At 38.9% G+C, this 23,305-nt stretch carries 25 protein-coding genes; 7 read left to right on the top strand and 18 right to left on the bottom strand.

The window, feature by feature from the left end; genetic code table 11:
- Positions 1–81 precede the first annotated feature (81 nt).
- Both AC2TFD_RS06450 and fabL read right to left on the bottom strand, forming a co-directional pair.
- Positions 82–399: a gamma-type small acid-soluble spore protein gene (locus AC2TFD_RS06450; protein WP_484675317.1), complete on the bottom strand. Its 318-nt coding sequence runs from the start codon at positions 397–399 to the stop codon at positions 82–84.
- A 73-nt stretch (positions 400–472) separates the two neighbouring features.
- Positions 473–1,222: an enoyl-[acyl-carrier-protein] reductase FabL gene (gene fabL, locus AC2TFD_RS06445; RefSeq protein ID WP_484675316.1), complete on the bottom strand. Its 750-nt coding sequence runs from the start codon at positions 1,220–1,222 to the stop codon at positions 473–475.
- Positions 1,223–1,332: 110 nt separating this feature from the next.
- Between fabL and AC2TFD_RS06440 the strand changes: the two genes are divergently transcribed.
- On the top strand, positions 1,333–1,557 hold the full coding sequence (locus AC2TFD_RS06440) for a hypothetical protein (protein WP_484675315.1): 225 nt from the start codon (positions 1,333–1,335) through the stop codon (positions 1,555–1,557).
- A 34-nt stretch (positions 1,558–1,591) separates the two neighbouring features.
- Here the strand turns inward: AC2TFD_RS06440 and mutY are convergent, their stop codons facing one another.
- Positions 1,592–2,686, bottom strand: a complete 1,095-nt coding sequence (mutY, locus tag AC2TFD_RS06435; RefSeq protein WP_484675314.1) for an A/G-specific adenine glycosylase — start codon at positions 2,684–2,686, stop codon at positions 1,592–1,594.
- Between the two features lie 171 nt (positions 2,687–2,857).
- Here mutY and AC2TFD_RS06430 point away from each other — a divergent pair, with 171 nt between their 5' ends.
- Positions 2,858–3,841 carry a metal-dependent hydrolase gene (locus AC2TFD_RS06430; protein WP_335514299.1) on the top strand — a complete coding sequence of 328 codons (984 nt, stop codon included), beginning with the start codon at positions 2,858–2,860 and terminating at the stop codon, positions 3,839–3,841.
- Positions 3,842–3,869: 28 nt separating this feature from the next.
- On the opposite strand, the gene AC2TFD_RS06425 is transcribed toward AC2TFD_RS06430, so the two are convergent.
- A complete protein-coding gene (locus AC2TFD_RS06425) occupies positions 3,870–4,139 on the bottom strand; it encodes a YfhJ family protein (protein WP_484675313.1) in 270 nt (89 codons plus the stop codon).
- Between the two features lie 138 nt (positions 4,140–4,277).
- On the opposite strand from AC2TFD_RS06425, the gene AC2TFD_RS06420 reads away from it, so the two are divergent.
- A complete protein-coding gene (locus tag AC2TFD_RS06420) occupies positions 4,278–4,451 on the top strand; it encodes a small, acid-soluble spore protein K (protein ID WP_335514348.1) in 174 nt (57 codons plus the stop codon).
- A gap of 49 nt (positions 4,452–4,500) precedes the next feature.
- On the opposite strand, the gene AC2TFD_RS06415 is transcribed toward AC2TFD_RS06420, so the two are convergent.
- Positions 4,501–4,824 (bottom strand): YfhH family protein, encoded by a 324-nt coding sequence (locus AC2TFD_RS06415; RefSeq protein ID WP_484675312.1) that lies wholly within the window; start codon positions 4,822–4,824, stop codon positions 4,501–4,503.
- A gap of 84 nt (positions 4,825–4,908) precedes the next feature.
- Here AC2TFD_RS06415 and AC2TFD_RS06410 point away from each other — a divergent pair, with 84 nt between their 5' ends.
- Positions 4,909–5,586 carry an SDR family NAD(P)-dependent oxidoreductase gene (locus AC2TFD_RS06410; protein WP_484675311.1) on the top strand — a complete coding sequence of 226 codons (678 nt, stop codon included), beginning with the start codon at positions 4,909–4,911 and terminating at the stop codon, positions 5,584–5,586.
- An 8-nt stretch (positions 5,587–5,594) separates the two neighbouring features.
- On the opposite strand, the gene recX is transcribed toward AC2TFD_RS06410, so the two are convergent.
- On the bottom strand, positions 5,595–6,404 hold the full coding sequence (gene recX, locus AC2TFD_RS06405; protein WP_484675310.1) for a recombination regulator RecX: 810 nt from the start codon (positions 6,402–6,404) through the stop codon (positions 5,595–5,597).
- Between the two features lie 141 nt (positions 6,405–6,545).
- On the opposite strand from recX, the gene AC2TFD_RS06400 reads away from it, so the two are divergent.
- Together AC2TFD_RS06400 and AC2TFD_RS06395 are read left to right on the top strand one after the other, a co-directional pair.
- The gene (locus AC2TFD_RS06400) at positions 6,546–6,680 is read left to right on the top strand and encodes a YfhE family protein (protein WP_484675309.1); all 135 of its coding nucleotides are present in this window, start codon (positions 6,546–6,548) and stop codon (positions 6,678–6,680) included.
- Positions 6,681–6,774: 94 nt separating this feature from the next.
- Positions 6,775–6,963 (top strand): YfhD family protein, encoded by a 189-nt coding sequence (locus tag AC2TFD_RS06395; RefSeq protein ID WP_090760423.1) that lies wholly within the window; start codon positions 6,775–6,777, stop codon positions 6,961–6,963.
- Positions 6,964–7,039: 76 nt separating this feature from the next.
- Here AC2TFD_RS06395 and AC2TFD_RS06390 read toward each other — a convergent pair whose 3' ends face one another.
- The 12 genes from AC2TFD_RS06390 to argC form a co-directional block, all read right to left on the bottom strand.
- Positions 7,040–7,708 carry a GNAT family N-acetyltransferase gene (locus AC2TFD_RS06390; RefSeq protein ID WP_484675308.1) on the bottom strand — a complete coding sequence of 223 codons (669 nt, stop codon included), beginning with the start codon at positions 7,706–7,708 and terminating at the stop codon, positions 7,040–7,042.
- A 14-nt stretch (positions 7,709–7,722) separates the two neighbouring features.
- Complete coding sequence (locus tag AC2TFD_RS06385; protein ID WP_484675307.1) at positions 7,723–8,391, bottom strand: GNAT family N-acetyltransferase; 669 nt, start codon at positions 8,389–8,391, stop codon at positions 7,723–7,725.
- 12 nt (positions 8,392–8,403) lie between these two features.
- Positions 8,404–9,261, bottom strand: a complete 858-nt coding sequence (locus tag AC2TFD_RS06380) for a carbon-nitrogen hydrolase family protein (RefSeq protein ID WP_484675306.1) — start codon at positions 9,259–9,261, stop codon at positions 8,404–8,406.
- 785 nt (positions 9,262–10,046) lie between these two features.
- A complete protein-coding gene (gene argH / locus AC2TFD_RS06375) occupies positions 10,047–11,423 on the bottom strand; it encodes an argininosuccinate lyase (RefSeq protein WP_335514272.1) in 1,377 nt (458 codons plus the stop codon).
- A gap of 63 nt (positions 11,424–11,486) precedes the next feature.
- The gene (locus AC2TFD_RS06370; RefSeq protein ID WP_335514269.1) at positions 11,487–12,698 is read right to left on the bottom strand and encodes an argininosuccinate synthase; all 1,212 of its coding nucleotides are present in this window, start codon (positions 12,696–12,698) and stop codon (positions 11,487–11,489) included.
- Positions 12,699–12,774: 76 nt separating this feature from the next.
- On the bottom strand, positions 12,775–13,752 hold the full coding sequence (gene argF / locus AC2TFD_RS06365; protein ID WP_484675305.1) for an ornithine carbamoyltransferase: 978 nt from the start codon (positions 13,750–13,752) through the stop codon (positions 12,775–12,777).
- Positions 13,736–16,972: a carbamoyl-phosphate synthase (glutamine-hydrolyzing) large subunit gene (gene carB / locus AC2TFD_RS06360; RefSeq protein WP_484675304.1), complete on the bottom strand. Its 3,237-nt coding sequence runs from the start codon at positions 16,970–16,972 to the stop codon at positions 13,736–13,738. Before carB ends, argF begins: the two co-directional genes overlap by 17 nt.
- Positions 16,959–18,032: a carbamoyl phosphate synthase small subunit gene (locus AC2TFD_RS06355; RefSeq protein WP_484676282.1), complete on the bottom strand. Its 1,074-nt coding sequence runs from the start codon at positions 18,030–18,032 to the stop codon at positions 16,959–16,961. Before AC2TFD_RS06355 ends, carB begins: the two co-directional genes overlap by 14 nt.
- Positions 18,033–18,051: 19 nt before the next feature.
- Positions 18,052–19,239: an acetylornithine transaminase gene (argD, locus tag AC2TFD_RS06350; RefSeq protein ID WP_484675303.1), complete on the bottom strand. Its 1,188-nt coding sequence runs from the start codon at positions 19,237–19,239 to the stop codon at positions 18,052–18,054.
- Entirely contained in the window at positions 19,239–20,033 is a 795-nt protein-coding gene (gene argB / locus AC2TFD_RS06345; RefSeq protein ID WP_335514257.1) for an acetylglutamate kinase, read from the bottom strand. The genes argD and argB overlap by 1 nt, the downstream gene beginning before the upstream one ends.
- Positions 20,034–20,047: 14 nt before the next feature.
- Entirely contained in the window at positions 20,048–21,274 is a 1,227-nt protein-coding gene (gene argJ / locus AC2TFD_RS06340; protein ID WP_335568914.1) for a bifunctional glutamate N-acetyltransferase/amino-acid acetyltransferase ArgJ, read from the bottom strand.
- A 62-nt stretch (positions 21,275–21,336) separates the two neighbouring features.
- Positions 21,337–22,374, bottom strand: a complete 1,038-nt coding sequence (argC, locus tag AC2TFD_RS06335; RefSeq protein WP_484675302.1) for an N-acetyl-gamma-glutamyl-phosphate reductase — start codon at positions 22,372–22,374, stop codon at positions 21,337–21,339.
- Between the two features lie 321 nt (positions 22,375–22,695).
- Between argC and AC2TFD_RS06330 the strand changes: the two genes are divergently transcribed.
- Positions 22,696–23,283, top strand: a complete 588-nt coding sequence (locus AC2TFD_RS06330; RefSeq protein WP_484675301.1) for a YdcF family protein — start codon at positions 22,696–22,698, stop codon at positions 23,281–23,283.
- Positions 23,284–23,305 lie beyond the last annotated feature (22 nt).

The raw sequence follows: 23,305 nt of genomic DNA, 5'->3' as shown, positions 1-23,305 counted from the left end.
CATCATACCTGGGCGCAAAAAGCAGGACAAAATAAAGAAGGCGCTCCTCCGAATGAGAGCACCTTCTACTTACGAAATTTCTTAGCTTTCGCCAAATTGACCAGAATTGCCTTGGCCTTTATTAGCTTGAGATTGTTGGTTTTGTCTTCTTACTTCAGCAGCGTCTGTTTGGCTAGCGAATTCAGTTCCGTATTGACCAGAAGAACCTTGACCTTTGTTAGCCTGAGACTGTTGGTTTTGTCTTCTTACCTCTGCAGCGTTTGTTTCGCTTGCAAATTCAGTTCCAAATTGACCAGCTGCACCTGCACCGCCCTGAGATTGAGCGTTTTGCTGTCTAACTTCTTGAATGTTAGTACCAGCTTGAGTTCTGTTAGGTTGTTGGTTGAAGTTGTTTGCCATTGTAATCACCTCCACAAAAATTAAGATACCCGCTTATTGTGGAGACTATCCAAAATTTTTTTAAAAAATTTTATTACACGAGCAATGAAATCCCACCATCAACAATAATCGTTTGTCCTCTAATCATGCTGGACTCTTCAGATAAAAGGAACATAACACAATTTACCATATCCTCTATTTCGACCATTCTGCCTGCAGGAGTTTTCTCTTTTGCTTCTTGAAGAAGCTCCTCGCGGTTTGGAAAATGAGTTAATGCTTCTGTATCAACAGCACCACCAGAAACCGCATTTACGACAATATTCTTCGGGGCTAATTCAACCGCTAAATATCTTGTCAACGCCTCAAGGGCCGCTTTTGAAACACCTACTACTGTATAATTTTCTAAATAACGTATGGAGCCGAGCGAGCTAATGCTGACAATCTTTCCGCCGCCATTTTTCTCCATTAGCTTGGCCGCTTCTTGAGCACAAAATAATAATGCTTTACTGTTTATGTTTAATGTCCAATCCCAGTGATTTTCTTCTAATTCCATAATTGGCCGCTGTACCCCGGAGGCTGCATTATTAACAAAAATATCCAGTCTGCCGAATTCTTCCTCAATTTGAGTAAACATAGTTTTAATTTTACTTACATCACCAACATTGGCTTTTACCACTAAAACTTTTCTTCCCATAGCTTCGATTTCTTCCGCTACTTCGAGTGCAGACTTCTTGCTTCTGGCATAATTGATGACAATATCATATCCTGATTGGGCAAGCCTTAATGCTGTGGCCTTTCCTATTCCCCTGCTGCTGCCTGTAATTAATGCTACTTTTTGTGTCATGATTGTTATCCCCTTCATTATAAAGTATTCATACCATTTTAGCCTTTTCATGAATAGAAGACAATTGATTACAAAACCTATAGCTATTAAAAGCAGAGAGGAAGAAGCAAATGTACATAGGACGTGATATGACAGAACTGTCAATGGTTGCTAAATCGGATTGGGATAACAGTGAGCTGGCATTTTTCCATCATTCATTACAACAAATCGCTCCTTATTTAAATAGTGAAGGAGTTACTATTCATCGGGAAATCATTGAAGAGATAGAAAATAGAGGCGGATTGAAGCGACAAGAAGCTGATTACACACATGGCACACATGTAGGATATGACTGATTCCAAAAAGAACGCCAAAATATGGCGTTCTTTTTTAATTATATTCATGATAGAGCTTTACTATTTTATGATAAGAAACGGGGAAGGCATATTCGTCTATTTCATCTAACGAGACCCATTTCCATTCGTTATTTTCCTGGAAAGGTGAAATGATTGATCCAGTATAAACGCGAATATTCCAAATCAGATGGGAAAAAATATGTTCAATCTGACCAATACCCTTTTCAAGCTTACTATTCAAATTAAAGGATTCACGAAACAAGTCTGAAATTTGGGCACGGTCCATCACGGTAGGCTGATGGATTTCAATATTTGGAAATTCCCATAATTTCGCCAGAAGTCCAGTTTCGGGACGCTTATGAATTAAAATTTTTCCCTGGTCATCCTTTAAAATGACAGCAACCAGATCGACTGACCTTTTAGTGTTTTTTTTGGATTTAACAGGGAGTTCAGACTCTACTCCCTCATTAAAGCCTTGGCAATGATCCCGAACTGGGCAAAGTAAACAAGACGGTGAGGTTGGTGTACAAATCAATGCCCCAAGTTCCATTAATGCCTGATTAAATGCTGACGGATCATCATGAGAAATGAGCTGCCTTACAGCATTTTCAAAAACCTTCCTAGTAGATGGCTTTGCAATATCCTCCCAGATAGAAAGGATTCTTGATAATACCCTCATTACGTTGCCATCCACTGCCGGTTCAGGAATACCATAGGCAATGCTCAAAATAGCACCAGCGGTATAAGGACCAACACCCTTAAGTTTAGAAATTTCTTTTGGTGTATTTGGAACTTCACCATTGTATTTCTCGCTAACTTCCTTAACGGCTGAATGTAAATTTCTTACTCGCGAATAATAACCTAGTCCTTCCCAAGCTTTTAGTACTTTATCATCATTTGCTTCTGCAAGGGCTTCTATCGTTGGAAACCATTCAACAAAACGATTAAAATAAGGGATAACCGTATCAACTCTTGTTTGCTGTAACATGATTTCTGAAACCCAAACTTTATAAGGGTCCTGGTTCTTTCTCCATGGTAATTCCCGCTGTTCGGCTTTAAACCAGGAAATTAAATCATCTTGAAATTTTTTTATTGAGATTTTTTCTATATTTTTCAGCACATTACCCATTACAAAAATGCCTCCAGCCTGTTAAACTAAACGAAATAAGGGAATATAATAATAAACATTTTATAACGATAAGCCAATTTGTTGATTTTGACAAGATAAAGATAGTGGAAGCATCCTTTTTAAAGTCCGCTGCCGCTGGAAATTTAAATAATAAAAGGAGGATTTTTCCTTTTGGATACTGGAACTCATGTTGTAATGGGAATTGCCCTTGGGGGTCTTGCCACCCTTGACCCTATAGTAGCCAGCAGTTCAGTAACAGCTACAAGTGTGTTAATTGCTACGATTGTAGGATCACAAATACCAGATATTGATACCGTTTTGAAGTTAAGAAATAATGCCATCTATATTCGAAATCATCGGGGGGTTACCCATTCTATTCCCGCAGTACTAATATGGCCGCTTATACTTCTGGCGGTGATTTATCCTTTTTTTCCTACTGCAAATCTTCTCCACTTATGGGGATGGACATTTGCTGCAGTTTTCATCCATGTATTTGTTGATATTTTTAACGCCTATGGAACACAAGCTCTAAGACCTTTCACTTCTAAATGGGTAGCCTTGGGAGTCATCAATACTTTTGACCCTATTATTTTCGCCATTCACATTGTTGCAATTATTATTTGGGTTATTGGAGCAGATCCTGGCTATACTTTTTTAACAATGTTTATTGTTTTAATTGGATATTACCTCCTTCGCTTCAGAGCTCAAGGAAAAGTACGAAGAGAAGTTTTAAAAATAATTCCAGATGCCACAGATATCATTATTGCTCCTACAATGAAGTTTCATCAATGGAGAATTGCAGCGATGAATGAAGGGGAGTTTTTTGTTGGCAAAGCGTTAGGAACGAATGTCGAGATATTAGATCGTTTTAAACGAATTCCTGTTCCAGAAACACCGGTACTTGAAGCAGCAAAGAAGGATAGTAACCTTGCAGCTTTTCTTTCCTTTTCCCCTGTGTACCGTTGGGAATTAGATGAATATGATGACCACTATGAGGTTCGGTTTATTGATTTAAGGTATCGCAGCAATGGCCACTACCCGTTCGTGGCAGTTGTTCAATTAGATTTGGAATTAAACCCGATTAGTTCCTACACAGGCTGGGTGTTCAGCGAGAAGAAATTGCGGAAAAAGCTAAGTATACTACCAGTGGAATAAAAATTAGCGATGACTAACGTCATCGCTTTTAATTTATCTTATCTTTTTCTTCCTTAAAAAAATCTTTATATTTTGGGTTCTTGGCTACAAACTCATGGAGCCGATCTCCATAATTCTCAATCCATTGGCGTACTATTCGTTCCGTCATTTCACTGCCGAGGAACTCCCTCCCCGCCTTAGCAGCAGTGGTTTCAAAATCCTCCCACATTAACTCGACCCAAGTTCGTGCTTGATTGTACGAGAGCTGATTATTTTTTTCTACTAGTAGCCTTGATAATCTTTCATGATAATCGTTCATACATTCACCTCATTGCCAATTTCTTTTAACATAACCTCAACGTAAAAATCAAATACTATTACCACGTGATAAGCATTGTTGTGACGACACTTTGCTATTCACGGTTTCTCATTCCCTTTTGATGGAGGTACCAACATGGTGAGAAATAAACAAAGAAATTTCCCGAATCAAAATAACAACAAGCTCGAGGGAGAGCCGCGGGCAAAGGCCGAATATGCTTCAACAAGAGCCGATGGTACGATCAACACACATCCGCAGGAGCGTATGCGTGCTTCTGGTCAGCGTGATAAGGATACTCCTGAGTATTTTTAATCACCTGAACAGTGACAAACCAGAGAGAAGTCTCTGGTTTGTTTTTAGTTTACTTCAGCCATTTCAGCATAGAAATCGGCAGTGCTTCTTCTTTCCCATCACCTTTCAAACGATAACCCCAAGCAAAAACACCATTCATATAGTCAATTTTGAAATATTCTCCTGGGTTTCCTTCAAGCTCATAAATCTCACCTGGTTTAAATACAGATGGATCTAACAAATATGCCCGTGCCATTGCTGCCTTTCTCTCTAGTACCGCATATTCACTGACCATCCCCATTTGTTCTGCTTTTCTAGCCTTTTCTAAAAGCTGCGCGATTTCCTGCTTTAATTCATGCTCCGTCATCATACTATAGCGTTTCTCCTGTTGCATGCCTTCCACTCCCGTTTTCGTTTTCTCTTTTATTTTAGTATAGTTACTTTTATAAAATTAATAAAGGTTGAAGGAGAGATTTTAGTGAAAACCATCATCATTACCGGAGCAGGGTCCGGATTGGGGAAGGAATTGGCGTTATTGTTCGCAGAGCAGAGTTATCATCTTTTATTAACTGGGAGAACCATCGATAAGCTTACAGCCGTTAAGGCAGAAATCGAAGGTGCTGGCGGCAGGGCTGATTTTGTTGAACTCGATGTCCAAAAAGAAGCAGATATAATAAAAAAAATAGATGATATAAGCAAAACGCATACGATTGTGGGCTTAGTAAACAATGCTGGTGTCGGGTATTTCGGTCCTTTCGCTCAAATAAAAGAAAGGGAAATCTCTGAAATGCTCCACACCAATGTACTTGGAACCATCTTAATGACAAAGGCTGTATTACCATTACTGAAAGACCAGGGTGAGGGTCTGTTAATGAATATCATTTCAACTGCAGGGTTAAGAGGGAAAGTCAATGAAGCCGTTTATGCAGCTAGTAAATTCGCAGTTAGAGGCTTTACCGAGAGCCTGCAAAAAGAATACGAAAACAGCCCAATTCAAATTAAGGCCGTCTATATGGGCGGTATGGACACTCCCTTTTGGGAAGGCAGCACTCATGTTTCCAATCCTTCACGTTTTCGTTCACCGAAAGAAGTGGCTAAAATCATTATCGAGCAAATCGAACAGGATTCGATTATCATCGAAAGTAAAAAATCATGACAAAAGTGTCATGATTTTTTACTTTCTTCTAGATATTTATCTATAAGTTCGATTGAAAATCCCTTACGGTATAAGGCTTGTTTCATTTTTTGGCTGTATTCAAAGCCAGTGTATTTACTATACTTCCGATGTGCTTTTTCACCTTGAAACCTAATAGCTTCTAGTTCTTCATCTTCTTCTTTATCAAGGTCCGCTTCATTTAATGCCAAATGGATAATATCAAATGGGTAACCTTTTCTTACTAACATTTGCTCAGCTTTTTCCTTAACAAGACGCTGTGATTCCTTCGTACTCTTTTTCAATAATTTTTCAGATAGCTTTATTGCCTTTTCAACTTGCTCCTCGATCGGATATTCTGCGAGTGCCAATTTAATGGTATTTTCATTTATACCTTTTTCTTTTAATTCCATGCGAATTACATCTGGACCTTTATCCGTCGTATTCTTTTGAGTTCGGACATATGAAAGAGCAAATTCCTCATCATTTATATATTTTTGAGAAGCCAATTTATGAAGAACCTCATTCACAATCGGTTCATCTACTTCTTTTTTTACTAAATAATCTTTTATTTCTTTTTCAGCCCTCATTCTGATTGCCAAATAATTGACAGCTAAATAATAGGCCTTACGGATGTCATCTTGATATTGAATTTCCAATATGGAAAACTCATCAACCTCCATCCCTTTTCTCAATTGAAATCGAATCAGCACATCACTATCGACACTAAAGGCATATTCTTCACCTTTACCATCATCCGTAAAAATGTTAAACCGATCTTTATTTTTCTGCTGCGTGGTGATTTTTGTAATAACAGCCATATCCGTCACCTCCCCCTTACTTTACCATATTTTTTTTACATTTGAGTATCATTCCATTCCTAAAAGGTAAAAATGGAGAATGTGCTTAATTTTTTCCATAAGCTTTAACGATTAACAAAAATGTTGAAAGGAATGAGCAATATGGCAGGAAAGAAGAAAAAGGATTTGGGCAGAGGTAAATACAGCTTAACCAGTACGCAGGAAGTTTTATATCAGCGTGACTTTAAGTTAGCGGACCGTGCTGGCGGGTTTAACGACAGTAAGACTAAACTTTAATATTTTTCCATTAATGGACCTCTTTCAAATGGTACATGCTATGAAAGGGAACAACTCCAGTTCCTTATTGCTAACATGGAAAGGGGTTTTTGTAATGGGTCGTGCTCAAGGACATAAAACTCGTGATAAAAACAAAGGTTCACTTCCACAAGTACCTAAGAACATGAAATCCGATGGAAATGACGTGGAATATTCAGCAGAATTTGCTGATCATGCCGATCTTGAGGCAATGGCTCGTGCAAACGCAGCCAACCAGCGTGTTACAAACAAGCGAAGAAAATAAACCCTTTTAAAAAATATGGCAGCATTTATCATTGCTGCAAAAAAAGAAGAAGCAGGTTTTTCCTGCTTCTTTACTATTATAGCGGTAATAAAGAAATTGTTTCTTTTCTCTTCAACTGCTCGATCATCTCCAGCCATTCCTTTGGCTTGTTTGAAAGGATGGAATAATAGGCGGTTAGAAAATCAGCCACAAGGGATGCAGGAATATTTTCTAGCTCGTCGTTCATTGGCATAAAGCAGAAATCAAGGCCCTTAACGGCTTCACCATTGTTTTCCCATGATGGGTGTACATAATCTAAATCAATTCGTTTATAGCCTAAATGGGAGAGAACTTCACGTCGGACATAAGGATCCATGACCTTCACACCGCCAAACTCATAGCCTACTCGATAAGGATCATAAATTTCAGCAAACATACCAAAAAGTTCTTTTCCATTTTCAATAGCCAGCTTTTGCAAGTCTTTTAAGCGGTTCTGTGCCAAGAATCTTCCAAGGCTAAGACCGGGTTTACTAATGATCGTGAAATCAGTCATCGCTATATTCCAATCTGGATAATAACGGTACTCCGTTGCCCCTACAACCTCATTGTCATTAATGGCTACAAATACACGTATGCCAGGATCCTCTAGAGGTTCCTTCCATAATTCGTATTCTAAAACTTCTTCAGGAGGAAAGATTTCGCTCATTAAGTTATGCAGTTTTTTAAAGTTTGGATCTGTTATGGATGTAATACGTATATAGTCCATTATCATACTCTCCTTCATTCGATTATAAATGGGTTTTTCCATTCCATTAATGCAGCATAATTGCAAGATTCCTCATCATCAAGGTAATCTTTTATAATGCCAATTGGCACCCTTCCACATCGGAGTAAAAATGTAATCACAGGGTCTTTCAAGTTACCTGCCAACACTCCTTGTAAATATTGATCAGGTGTCATCGTATTTACCACTTTGTGATAGCCAGGCATTCTGCCGCCGCCAAGCAACCTCACCAGTTTCTTCTGAATCACAACATGATACATGGCCTGCATCATCTGTTTTCCTAATCCAAGTTTTCGGTACTTTGGCCGTACACTGATATCAACAATATATAGTGTGTCACCATTTGGATCATGATTCTTAATGTATCCTTTGTCAGTTATTTCTTCCCATGTATGTTCCATATGGTTAGGATCAAAGTTCACACAAAGACCTGTAAGAGAACCAGCTAATTCCCCATTGACTTCAATACATAGCGCTCCTTCTGGAAAGTACCTGACATGATTGGTTAACTGTTCTTTATTCCACCATAACTCAGATGGAAACGGCGGCGGAAAACATTCAGATTGAATCTGAATTAGCTGATCAAAATCCTCCTGAGTGTAATTGCGAATAGTCAAAGGAACTGGCTTATCCTCGTCAAAAACATAAAATTGACTATGATACATGGCATTTCACCCTTATTCCCAATCTGGATACAAATCTGTTCTCCGGTCACGCCAGGTTGTTACTGCGCCTCGTTCTCTCACTTCATATAATAGGTCTAAATCAAGGTCAGCAGTAACTACCATATCGTTGTTCAATTCCCCTTCCACCAGAATTCCTTTTGGCGGAAATGGAATATCATTTGGCGTAATAATAACGGCCTGACCAAAGTTTGCACGCATGAAATCCACGGTTGGCAGCGAACCTACTGTCCCGGTTAAAACAACATAAACCTGGTTTTCAACTGCCCGAGCATGACTTGTGTAGCGAACACGATGGAAGCCATGGCGGTCATCCGTGCATGAAGGACAGAATATGACATCAGCACCCTTTGCTTTTGCCATGCGGACAATTTCCGGAAACTCAATGTCATAGCAAGTGAGAAGAGCAATTTTCCCTTTGTCAGTTTCAAATATTTGAAAGCTGTCACCTTTCTCCATGTTCCACTCATTTACCTCAGTAGGGGTAATATGAAGTTTTGCCTGCTCACCAATACGTCCATCTGGATAAAATAAATGAGCGGTATTATAAAGCTTGCCACCCTTTTCAATTACATGTGTACCAGCGATGATGTGCATGTTTGTTTGTTTGGCAAAATTCTTAAATAACTCTTTATACTGCTCAGTGAAGCCAGGCAGTTCGTTGATTGTAAGACTCTGACCCTTGCCATTTCCTATCGATAACAGCTGTGTAGTGAAGAACTCAGGGAAAAGAACAAACTCCGCACCAAATTCTTCAGCTGTTTTTATGTAATGCTCGCATTGCGCAGCAAATTCTTCAAAGGAAGTAATCGTATGTAAGTGATATTGAACAACAGATACACGTATTTTCATGTTTTCCTCCTCTTAATAAAATCTCATTGTGAAAATTATCCAATATTTTACCTATTAATACAAATAAAAACCACCCATGAGGTGGTCAGACTATGGAGAAAGGTATTTTTTCTCGGACTTATTTATTATTATGTGCTTTGAGGGCAAATTGTTTGAGCAATCAGTCATATTTGTCCTCAATACAGGGGTTTGAGAACAAATCGCTTGAGTACCGAGCAAGGATTTGTCCTCAATACAGGGGCTTGGAACAAATCGCTTGAGTACAGGGCAAGGATTTGTCCTCAATACAGGGGCTTGAGGGCAAATCGCTTGAGTACAGAGCAAGGATTTGTCCTCAATACAGGGGCTTGAGGGCAAATTACGCAATTCCCTCTTTTAACCTTTGTCAAAATAAAGGCCGTCAAGATTTACTCTACAGCCTAACCACCCATGAGGTGGCTTTTGTATAAATTTCCGGTTCCCCCGGCTTTATAGTTACCGGTACACTATTAATCGTGAGTCACAGTCAATATAAGCGCTCTATAGTTACCTTGAACATTAAAAATCAGATGACACGGTCACTATAAGCGCCCCATAGTTACCTTGAACATTAAAAATTAGATGACACGGTCACTATAAGCGCCCCATAGTTACCTTGAACATTAAAAATTAGATGACACGGTCACTATAAGCGCCCCATAGTTACCGTACCCCTTAATAATCATAAACAACGGTAACTATAAACTATAAGAACTCTTGATTACCAACAGAAACAAATAAAAACCACCTGATCAGGTGGTTTTCGTTTAATTCCCTAGTTTTCCTTGTGCAAGCTCGATTTGTTTAATCACTTGTTCTGGTGATGTTCCTCCGAAGCTATTTCTTACTGCAACAACATGCTCTGGTGCTAAAATCTTATATATATCCTCTTCAAATAACGAACTGAACTCTTGGTATTCTTCAAAGCTCAAATCGAGCAAGAATTTACCTTGTTGAATGGCATATAAAACAATCTTTCCAATCACTTCGTGTGCATCTCTAAATGGCAGACCTTTTCTCACCAAATAGTCAGCAATATCCGTTGCATTTGAGAAGTCATTATTAATGGCTTTTCTCATAATATCTTTATTTACTGTCATTGTTTCAATCATAGGTGCTAAAAGCATAAGAGACCCTTCAAGTGTCTCTACTGTATCGAACATACCCTCTTTGTCCTCTTGGAGATCCTTATTGTATGCTAGCGGCAGCCCCTTAAGAACAGTCAGCAGGCCAATCAAGTTCCCATACGTGCGACCAGTCTTTCCTCTTAAAAGTTCAGGAACGTCTGGGTTCTTCTTTTGTGGCATAATACTAGACCCGGTGCAGAAAGAATCATCAAGCTCAACAAATTGGAACTCTTGGCTTGACCAAATTACAAGCTCCTCTGATAATCTTGAAATATGTGTCATAATTATTGATCCAATTGAAAGGAATTCTAAAATAAAATCCCGATCACTAACGGCATCCATACTATTAGGATAAACCGTTTCAAAACCCAGTATTTCTGCAACACGTTCACGGTTAATAGGAAATGTCGTCCCTGCTAAAGCACCGGAACCCAAAGGCAGCCAATTCACACGCTTTAAACTATCAATGAGTCTCTCTTTATCACGTTCAAACATCCAGAAGTATGCCATCAAATGATGGGCAAATGAGACCGGCTGTGCACGCTGGAGATGTGTATAACCTGGAATTAATGTGTGAATATTTTCTTTTGCCTGCGCAAGCAGTGAACCTTGAACATCTTCAAGCAGTTTAATTAATTCCGTTGTCTTTGTTCGTAAGTAAAGATGCATATCCGTTGCTACCTGGTCATTTCGACTGCGGCCTGTATGTAACTTACCACCAACGGGGCCGATTTTTTCTATCAATAGTTTTTCAATATTCATATGAATATCTTCATCTTCTACTAAAAACTCAACCTCATCTTGGTCTATCATCTTTTTAATTTCAAGAAGTCCAGCTTTTATTTTTTCAGCATCCTCCGTCGGAATAATGCCGCATTCACCTAGCATTTGAACATGCGCTAGACTGCCGGCAATATCTTCCTTTGCAAGCTTTTGATCAAAGGAAATAGAAGCCGTAAATTCTTCCACTAATTTATTTGTTTCTTTTGTAAAACGCCCGCCCCATAATTTGGACATTGATGGTCCCTCCTCGAATCTAACAAGTTTGCCCTCGAAAAAGCCTTCGAGGGCACCTGTTTATTATTTCATTATCTTTTCTTTATTATTTACCTCAGCATTTACCTTTGTAGGCAGTCCCCAAATTTTGATGAATCCAACTGCCGCATTATGGTCGAAGGCATCTCCTTTTGAATAAGTTGCCAATTCTTCATTATAAAGGCTGTTTGGAGACTTACGACCTACAACTGTATGGTTTCCTTTATGGAGTTTCACTCGGATCGTACCATTAACTACTTTTTGTGTTTCATCAATAAAAGCATCAAGAGCTGGCTTTATTGGAGAATACCAAAGTCCTTCGTAGATAATTTTTGCCATTTGCTGTTCAACTTGAGTTTTGAACTGCGTTACTTCACGTGTTAGAGTTAAGAATTCTAATTCTTTGTGAGCATTAATTAAAATTAATGCTGCTGGGTTTTCATACACTTCTCTGGATTTAATTCCAACGAGTCGATTTTCAATATGATCAATACGGCCAACCCCATGCTTACCGCCAAGTTCGTTCAGTGTTTCGATTAATTGTACCAATGGCAGCTTCTCACCATTCAATGCAACAGGAACACCTTGCTCGAATTCAATTTCAATATATTCGGCTTGGTCTGGTGTTAATTCAATCGGTGCTGTCCAGTCAAAAGCAGCTTCTGGAGCTTCTGCCCATGGATCTTCTAAGACACCAGCTTCACAGGCACGTCCCCAAATATTTGCGTCAATTGAGAATGGATTATCTAAATCTACTGGAATTGGAATACCGTTTTCCGCAGCATACTGAATTTCTTCATCACGCGTCATGCCCCATTCACGAACAGGTGCCACAACCTTTAAGCTTGGATTTAACGCTTGAATGGAAACTTCGAAACGAACCTGGTCATTTCCTTTTCCTGTACAGCCATGAGCAACAGCTGTTGCTCCTTCCTTTTCAGCCACTTCTACCAATAATTTTGAAATTAATGGACGTGAAAGTGCAGATGATAGCGGGTATTTGCCTTCATATAAACAATTCGCCTTTAAGGCTGGTAAAATATATTCCTTTGCTAACAATTCTTTCGCATCGATCATATAGGCTTTAATAGCCCCAACATTCAATGCCTTTTGTTTAATCGCTTCTAGATCTTTACCTTCACCAACATCTAGACCTAGTGCAATGACATCATAACCATATTTCTCCTGAATCCATTTAACTGAAACCGAAGTATCTAATCCGCCTGAATACGCTAAAACAATTTTTTCCTTAGCCATTTATATTCTCCTCGCATGTACGTGAATTAATATTCAATCAATAGAATTATTATACAACAAAATTCAAAAAAAGCTACTATTCTAGCAAAAGTTTTAAAATTGCTTTTTGAGCATGAAGTCTATTCTCTGCTTCATCAAACACGACCGAATGTGGTCCATCAATAATTTCAGCGGTAACCTCTTCACCACGGTGTGCTGGTAAACAGTGCAAAAAGATATAATCTTTTTTCGCGTGTTGGCATAGTTCAGCATTTACTTGATAGGCTCCTAGATCTTTTAATCTTTTTTCCGTTTCTGCTTCTTGACCCATACTAGTCCAAACATCTGTAACGACAATATCAGCATCCTTGATCGCATCTATTGGATTATGTGTAATCGTAATTTTGCTTCCAGTTAATTTGCCGGCTTCAATCGCCTTTTCCGTAATTTGACCATCAGGTAAATATCCAGGAGGGCTTGCAATGCTGATATGCATTCCAACCTTTGCGGCACCTTCCATTAATGAATGTGCCATATTATTGTTCCCGTCCCCTAAATAGCACATCTTTAATCCAGCCAATTTGCCTTTGTGCTCTTGAATCGTTAATAAATCAGCCATTACTTGTGTCGGATGGTGCAAATCGGTTAAACCATTAATAACCGGAACAGTTGCATGCTCTGCTAGTTCTTCAACCGTCTCATGCGAAAACGTTCTAATCATCATACAATCAATATATCGTGATAAAACTTTTGCTGTATCCGAAATGCTTTCTCCTCTGCCAATCTGAATATCCTTTGAACTCAAGAAAATCGCATGGCCTCCTAATTGGAGCATCCCTACCTCAAAGGAAACTCTAGTACGAGTAGAAGCCTTCTCAAAAATCATCCCTAGAACCTTTCCGTTCAAATAAGGATGTGGCTTTCCTTGCTTTTGGAGGCTTTTCAGTTTCTTTGCTTCATCAAGAAGATAGAGTATTTCATCTGAATGGTAATCGGACAAGGTTAAAAAATCCTTGCCCTTAAATTGTGGTTGTTGTGATACGTCCTTTGAATTCCATTTAATTACATTTGACATGTTTTGCACCGCTCTCTTCGATTTGATAATACTCTGTTACAGTTCGAACGTTTGAAGGTGCACTCGATTGAGCCTGAAGGTCAATCATCGCCTCCACTGTATCAAGATGGGTAAACACAGGTACATTGTAACGAGTTGCTTGTTCACGAATGTAAAATCCGAACTTTATTTTATTTCTGCCTTGGTTTGGTATATTAATGACGGCATGGATGGTATTGTTTCGGAAAAAGTCATTGACATCTTCGTTATCCTTCACGATTTTTTCAATGGAAAGTCCATTTTTCTTAAGGAAATTTGCCGTTCCTTCCGTTGCCGCTATTTTATAATTTTGATTCACAAATTGCTGTAGAATCGATAGACTAGCTTGTTTTTCCCGATCGGAAATGGAACAGAATAAATAGTTCTCTGTTTCTCCGCATGTAGTTGGAAAAGCCTTTTCCAGCGCTTCATGGAAGGTTGCTCCTAAACCTAATACTTCACCAGTTGATTTCATTTCCGGTCCAAGTACATGGTCAACTCCCTTTAATTTGCTTCTTGAGAATACAGGTGTTTTTACTGAATAATAATTAGGCTCTGCTAATAAACCATTTACACTCGATAGCGAGTCTAAGGATACTCCCATCTGAACCATTACAGCCCACTCAATCATCGGAATTCCTGTAACCTTACTCATGATTGGAACGGTTCGGGAAGAACGTGGATTTACTTCTAGTACAAGAACCTCACCCTGATATATAACAAATTGGATATTCATAATGCCTACAATTGGTGCAGATTTAGCAATTTTTTCAGCATAATCAATTAATGTTTCTTTAGTCTCTTTTGCGATTGAAAGAGGTGGAAAAATGCTGATACTGTCTCCAGAATGTACTCCTGCTCTTTCGATATGTTCAAAGATACCTGGGACAACTACATTCGTTCCATCACTAATCACATCGACTTCACATTCAAGACCTGGCATATAGCGATCCACTAATAATGGCCACATTTTATCCTGTGAGCTGTTTTCCTCAAGCTGCTGGATGTAGTAGTTTAGATCTTCCTCTGAAAAAATAGTAAACATCGATTGTCCGCCGATAACGTAGGATGGGCGAACTAACACTGGATAACCTATATTTGCAGCTGCATTTACCAATTCATCTTTATGATTAACAGTCTTTCCAACTATATGCGGGATGTTTAAATCTTCTAGCAGCTGATAAAATTCTTCACGGTCTTCAAAACGGTCGACATTTTCAACTGTTGTACCTAGAATCTTTACTCCTTCTTCCCGAAGATCATGTGCTAAATTAATCGCTGTTTGTCCGCCAAACTGAATTAATACACCTTCAATTTTCTCTTTTTCAATAACGGTAAGAACGTCTTCAGCCGTTAATGGTTCAAAATAGAGACGGTCTGCAACAGAATAATCCGTGCTAACAGTTTCTGGATTATTATTGATTACCACTGCCTCATAGCCCAGCTTCTTAATTGCCTTCGCCGCATGTACAGAGCAATAATCAAATTCAATTCCTTGACCAATTCTGATCGGTCCTGATCCGAGCACAAGGATTTTTTTGGTATCTGTCACCTCTACCTCATCGGCTCCAAGCCAAGTTGAATAATAATAAGGGGTAATTGCGTCAAATTCTGCTGCACAGGTATCAACCATCTTATAGCCAGGTTTCCAGTTAAGTTCTTTCCATTTCCTTCTTATTTCCTTTTCATCTATACTGTAAATTTGTGATAGCAGCTTATCGGAAATATTGTGACGCTTTGCTGTCTTTAATAGATCAGTTGAAACATTGCTCCAGCTATATAAAGCTAATTCCATTTCTAAGGCAACAATTGCGTTAATCTTGTGTAAAAACCATGAATCTATATCAGTTAATTGCTTAATTTTTTCAAGTGAAATCCCTCTTCTGAAGGCTTCAGCTATGATAAATAGTCTTTGGTCATTAGGATTTTCAAGTTTTTCAAATATAAGTTCGTTGTCAAGACCTTGGAACGTTTCCAAACATAGCCCATATATATTTAATTCCATGGAGCGGATGGCTTTATTAAGCGCACCTTCAAAAGTACGATCAATGGCCATTACTTCCCCAGTCGCTTTCATTTGTGTACCTAATGTACGGTCTGCTTCAGGAAATTTATCAAATGGGAAGCGTGGAAGTTTTACAACAATATAATCAATGGCTGGTTCAAATGATGCAAAGGTATTACCTGTTATTGGGTTCACAATCTCATCTAAATGATAACCAATGGCACATTTTGCTGCCATCCTAGCAATCGGATAGCCCGTTGCCTTTGATGCTAATGCCGATGAACGGCTTACACGCGGATTAACCTCAATAATGCAATACTGATTTGATTCAGGGTTTAGAGCAAACTGAATGTTGCAGCCACCGATAATCTCTAATTCTCTTATTACTTTTAACGAAGAGTTCCTTAGCATTTGATATTGAACATCATTCAATGTTTGGGATGGAGCAACAACAATCGAATCACCCGTATGAACCCCAACAGGATCCAAATTTTCCATATTACAAACAATAATACAGGTGTCATTTGCGTCTCTTATTACTTCATACTCAATTTCCTTCCAGCCTTTAATGCTTCTTTCCACAAGAACCTGATGAATCGGGCTTGCTGCTAACCCCTTCTTTAAGACAGTTTCAAGTTCTTCATCATTATGGGCAAAGCCGCCGCCGTGTCCGCCAAGTGTATATGCTGGTCGGATGATTACAGGAAAACCTATTTCGTTGACGAACGTTACACCTTCCTCATAAGTATGAATAATCGCTGATTCTGGGATTGGTTCATCAATCTTAATCATTAAACTGCGGAACCTGTCGCGGTCCTCACCATTTTTTATCGATTCTACAGAGGTGCCTAACAGCTCTACATTGTATTTTTCCAGAATATTCTTTTCATAGAGTTCTACTGTTAGATTTAACCCGGTTTGACCACCTAAAGTTCCAATAATTCCATCAGGCTGTTCTTTTTGAATAATTTTTTCAATGATTTCAACGTTTAAAGGTTCAATATAAACTTTATCAGCAACACTTTCGTCCGTCATAATCGTTGCTGGATTATTATTAATTAAAACCACCTGTATTCCCTCTTCTTTAAGAGCAATACAAGCCTGTGTTCCCGCATAGTCAAATTCTGCTGCCTGCCCGATTACAATGGGTCCTGATCCAATTACTAATACTTTTTTTAGGTTTTTATTTAATGGCATAACGTTTTTCTCCCGCTGAGGTAATCTGACTTATAAATTCTGTGAGTATATATTCTGTGTCGCTAGGCCCTGGATGTGCCTCCGGATGAAATTGAACCGTTTGTATAGGATAACGACGATGCATTAATCCTTCGATTGAACGATCATTAACGTTACGGTATGTGACTTGGAATACTTGCGCGTCGATACTTTCATCGACAACTACATACCCATGATTTTGAGCAGTAATTTTTACTTTTCCTGTGGCAATTTCTTTTACCGGGTGATTTCCGCCACGATGTCCATAGGCAAGTTTTTCCGTTTTCGCTCCATAAGCAAGAGCAATTAATTGATGGCCAAGGCAAATGCCTAATGTTGGATAATGTTGTGTAATTTTTTTGATTTCTGGAAACCATTGTTTTAACATCATTGGATCCCCAGGTCCGTTACTTAAGAGAACACCATCCGGTTTCAACGCTTTGATTTTTTCAAAAGATGTATTGAACGGGACAATGGTTACCGAACAATTTTTATCTAGCAGTGCATTGAGAATTGATTTTTTATATCCAAAGTCAATTAGGACGACGTGTGGTCCTTCATTTTGGAAAGTTTGTATATTCTTTATTGAAACTTTCTCTACCCAATGTGTTAATTCGTTCCCAGAGAAATCGGTTTGCTTGGTTTTACTTAAATAGCCTTTTACAGTACCACGGCTGCGTATCGTTTTTACAAGCAATCTTGTATCCACACCAGCAATACCAGGAACTCCTGCCTGCATTAGTTTTTCAGAGAATTTATTAATGGATTGGTAATGGCTTGGTGTTTCACATAAATCACCGATAACCACTCCAGCGAGTGAAGGCGAAATGCATTCATCGTCCATGGCATTGATTCCATAACTTCCGATAATCGGATAGCAAAACGTAATCAACTGCCCTGCATAGGAGGGGTCGGTGATGATTTCTTGATAGCCAGTCATGCTTGTATTAAAAACAACTTCTCCTAAAGAGTCCTTGTTTGCACCTATTAAAATTCCTTCAAAAACTTCTCCGGTTTCCAAAGTAAGGTAACCATTTTCCAAAACACTCACACGCCTTTCTCTATATACTTTGGAAAGCCTTTTCCAACTTTTCTATGAATTCGTTTATTTCTTCTTTGGATACTGTTAATGGTGGTAAAATTCGTACCACATTTGGTCCTGCTGTTAGAATTAAAAGTTGATTTTCAATTGCCTTTTGAACAATTTGAGGAGCCTTACTTCCGACAACGATCCCTTTTAGGAGACCTTTTCCTCTTATTTCTTCTATAAAAGTGTACTTTTGCTTAAACTTTGTTAACTGTTCATCTAAGTACACTGAGATTTCATTCACATGTTTTAACAAATTACTTTCGATGATATAGGTTATCGTTGCGACCCCAGCAGCCGTCACAAATGGATTGCCGCCAAACGTACTTCCATGTGTTCCAGGCTCAAATGCCTTTGCTGCCTTTCCCTTGGCAATAATCGCCCCAATTGGAAAACCCGAGCCGAGACCTTTAGCTATACTGATAACATCCGGCTCTATACCGTATTGTTCATAGGCGAACAGTGTTCCTGTTCTGCCGATTCCAGTTTGGATTTCGTCAACCATTAAAAGAATATCCTTCTCTACACAAATTTCAGCGATTTTCTTTACCCATTCTTGATTTGCTGGAATCACTCCACCTTCGCCCTGGACAAGTTCCAGTAGAATGGCAGCCGGCTGGAGGTCTTTTAGCTGTTCAAGTGCTTCTAGATCATTAAATGGCAGATAACTGAACCCTTTGACTAATGGAGCAAAACCGTGTTGGATTTTTTCCTGTCCAGTTGCTGATAGAGTTGCTAATGTTCTTCCATGAAAGGATTGCTGAAAGGTAATAACCTCAAAGGAACCTGTTCCTTTGATTTTCTGTGCGTATCTTCTCGCAAGCTTGATGGCTGCCTCATTTGCTTCCGCGCCGCTATTACAAAAGAAGACCTGATCTCCACAGCTATTGGCTGTCAGCAGTGCAGCAAGCTCCTGTTGATTTGGAATATTATATAGGTTTGAACAATGCCATAGGTTTTGAAGCTGCTCTTCAACCTTTTCTTTCACAACATCAGGTACATGCCCCAAGTTACATGTTGCAATACCAGAGGTAAAATCTAAGTACTTTTCCCCTTGATCATCCCATACATAGCTTCCTTTCCCCTTTACCAACGTAACAGGAAAGCGGCTATACGTAGCAATTACTGGCGAGATTGGGGAGACGGAAGTATCAATGGTCATTAGGCTATCTCCTCTTCTAAAACAATTTTTGTTCCAATGTTTTTGCCGTTCACATAATCTATCAAGCTATTTTTTTCAAATCCATCAATGATACCAACCATCGGTATTTTATGAACCAGCCCGTCAATGGCAGCTTTCACTTTTGGAATCATCCCGCCATAGATGGTTTGATTTTCAATCAGTTCTTCAACCGTTGTTTTCGTAACCATATCTAGTTTTGTCTTTTCCCCATTTTTTTCAACTAAAATTCCTGGGATATCACTGATAAAGCAAAGGTTCGCCCCTAATGCTTTGGCTACTGCACTTGCGGCAACATCACCGTTTATGTTGTACCGCTGTCCGTCCGCTCCAATCCCTACTGGTGAAATGATTGGAATATGTCCTTGATTTACAATACTTTCAATGATGGAAGTATTCACTTCAACAACGTCCCCGACAAACCCTAAACTTTCATCTGCAGTTGGAATGGCTTTTAACAAACCTCCATCCACTCCACTCATACCAAATGAACTTCCGCCGGCTTCAATGATGTTCCGTACTACTTGTTTATTCACCGTTCCGCTTAATACCATTTCTACAATATCCAAAACCTCGTTATTGGTTACTCGTAACCCATTTACAAAGGTAGTTTCAACTTCTAAGCTTTTTAATAATTTATTGATAAGTGGTCCGCCTCCATGGACAATAATCGGTGTCCATTCACCTTTTTGATGAAGCGTAATGACATCTTCATAAAAGGACTTTGGCAGATTTTCTAACACACTTCCGCCACACTTAATGACTAAATATTTCATCGATAACCCTCCACTTACGTGCGGTAGGAAGCGTTGATTTTCACGTAATCATAGGTTAAATCGCAGCCCCATGCCGTTGCACTTTCTTCCCCTTGATTGAGCTCAACAAGAATTTTAACGGTTTCCATTTCTAGGTATTCTTTCACTTCTTCTTCAACAAACGAACAAGGCAAACCATTTTCAAATACTTTGTATGGGCCAATCGCTACTTTTAGTTTATTCGGTTCTACTGGAATTCCTGAATATCCGATGGCTGTAACAATTCTTCCCCAGTTCGGATCCGTTCCATAAATTGCTGTCTTTACAAGATTAGAAGAGATAATGGACTTTCCAACAGCTCTTGCAGCATCATGACTGAATGCCCCATTTACTTGAACTTCTACTAGCTTCGTGGCTCCTTCACCATCTCTGGCGATTTTCTTTGCAAGCTCTTCACTAACTAGTTTTAAGCCTGATTTGAAAAGCTCCCAATCTGGATGATCTTTTGTTAACTGGTCGTTACCTGCTAAGCCGTTTGCTAGGACTAAAACCATATCATTTGTACTTGTATCACCATCAACGGTAATCATATTAAAAGTTTGATTCGTAATATCTTTTAGGGCACTATGCAAATCCTCATGGGCAATATTTGCGTCTGTTGTGATAAAACCGAGCATTGTCGCCATATTTGGATGAATCATCCCTGATCCTTTGGCCGCACCGCCAATGCTTACTGTTTTGCCGTCGATTTTCAATTGAACCGCGAACTGCTTAATGCAGGTATCGGTTGTTAAAATCGCTTGCTTGAAGTTTTCCTCTGCTTCATATTCCGGGTGGAGGATTTGGTCAATCCCTGACTTTACTTTATCCATCGGCAGTAATTCTCCGATAACACCTGTTGAAGTGACTGCCACCAAGTGCTCCTGGATCCCTAATTGGCTGGCAAATCCTTTTTGTATTTCAATAGCGTCTAATAATCCCTGTTCTCCTGTACATGCGTTAGCATTTCCAGAGTTAACAATGATTGCTTGGATCTTGTTTTCTTTTGCAATACTCTCTTGAGTAAGTAAAAGGGGTGCTGCTTGAAAAATATTCGTTGTATAAACGCCAGCAACTGCTGCCGGAACTTCCGAAACAATATAACCAAGATCAAGACGTTTCCTTTTTATTCCGCAATGCATGCCTCCTGCTGTAAATCCATTCGGCAGGGTAACACTTCCTTCTTCTAGTACAACGATTTCTTTAGTTGAAATTGCTGGCACTTTTAACTCCCCCTTTTTCTTTTCCTGTTTCGTTATTAAACTCGTTAACTCAAAAGTTATCATTATGGATACATTGGTATGCTATTAAGCCCCGTCCTGACATCCCAATCGTTCATTAAGTTCGCATTCTGAATGGCTTGCCCTGCAGCACCTTTAACCAAATTGTCGATTACCGAAACGATTGTAAGGCGATTGGTCCGCGGGTCAACATGTAATCCGATATCACAGTAGTTGCTTCCTTGTACTTCTTTGGTAGCGGGATAATTCCCCTCTGGCCGAATCCGTACAAAAGGATGATTTTTGTAAAATTCCCTATATAACTCATTTACCTCATTCGTTGAAACATTCCCCGTTAAATTCACGTAGGCTGTAATCATGATTCCTCTGTTCATTGGAACTAAGTGGGTTGAAAATGAGACGGTAATCAAACTTCCAGTTTCATCTTTTAGTACTTGCTCAATTTCCGGTATATGCTGGTGTGCGCCTAGTTTATATGCTTTGATATTTTCATTAATCTCCGCATAATGGGTTGTTAAGGAAAGACCTCTTCCTGCACCGGATACCCCTGACTTCGCATCAATAATAACGCTTTTTTTGTCTGCTAAATTTGCTTTTAAGATAGGTATTAGACCTAGTGTGGTTGCAGTTGGATAGCAGCCCGGGTTAGCAATAAAACTTGCCCCTTTAATTTCTTCTGCATAAATCTCACTTAATCCATAAACTGCTTTGCTTAAATATTGCTTTTCTGGTGCAGTATGCTTATACCAAGTTTCATATTCACTTTGCGACCTTAGCCGGAAATCTCCCGAAAGGTCGATAACCTTTATTCCTTTATCTACAAGCTGCGGCGCCATCTTACTACTTACGCCTGATGGTGTCGCCAAAAACACGATATCATTTTGTTCAGTTAATCTATCTAAATCAAAACTTTCAAGTGGTTGATTGATAATTTCTGTTAGGTGTGGATAGGATTCACTAAAATTGTGCCCTGCCTGCGAGTTGGAAATAACGGATCCAACCTCCAAGAAAGGATGATTATGAATAAGTCTTATCAATTCAATAGCGCCGTATCCTGTTCCACCAATGATGGCTGCTTTCATTTAATTCATCTCCTGCAGTTCCTTTATAATGAATCATTATACATTCCATGTAATAATTATTCAACAAAAAAATTGCCTAATTTTCAGTTTTTTATTGGGTTTTATTACCCTAATATTTGGAAACGCTTTCATTTATGTATGCATGAATATACGGATATTATGCAAAGTATATGCATGTGCGTAATTTCCCCCGAAGTTCCCAGTATATTGGTGTAATAAGCAAGATTGATTCACTATAATCTTGAGAAATACAAAATCCAATTGGATAACTATGGTAAAATAAAGGAAGTTTAAATTTATCATAAAGGGTTGGATATGAGGATGAAAACACGGAGGACTTTAATTAAAGCTTTAGGCATTTTTTCACTCATCTTACTTTTATACTTTGCTTCTTTACATATAAAGATTAGAGAACATACGAATGTAAAGGCACCTAATCATGCAGACTATATTATTATTCTTGGTGCTCGTGTAAAAGGTGAAGTACCTTCATTGGCTCTTCAATATCGAATAGACACCGCAGCCGACTATTTAAAAGCTAATAAGGAAAGTATTGCAATTGCCTCGGGGGGACAAGGGGCAGGCGAAGAAATTAGTGAAGCAGAAGCAATTAAAAGAGGCTTAATTGCCCGAGGGATTAATAGGAATAGAATTTTATTAGAGGATCATTCAACGGACACAGTAGAGAATATCAAATTTTCAAAAAAACTAATTCCAAATAATCTGCAGACTGGATTACTTGTAACAAATGATTTTCACCTTTATCGAGCAAAATCTATAGCTAAGGATCAAGGTTTAGATTTAGAAGGACTACCCGCTAAAACTCCAGCTGTAGCCATTCCAAAATCATATGGCCGGGAATATCTTGCTATAACTAAATATTATCTAGTTAAATTTTTTCAAGATTAAAACTGGCTTATGATTACTAGCC

It is taken from the genome of Neobacillus sp. plas4 (assembly GCF_057221695.1).
The sequence above is the reverse complement of the archived record's forward strand: the minus strand, read 5'-3'. Positions and strand labels throughout refer to the sequence as shown.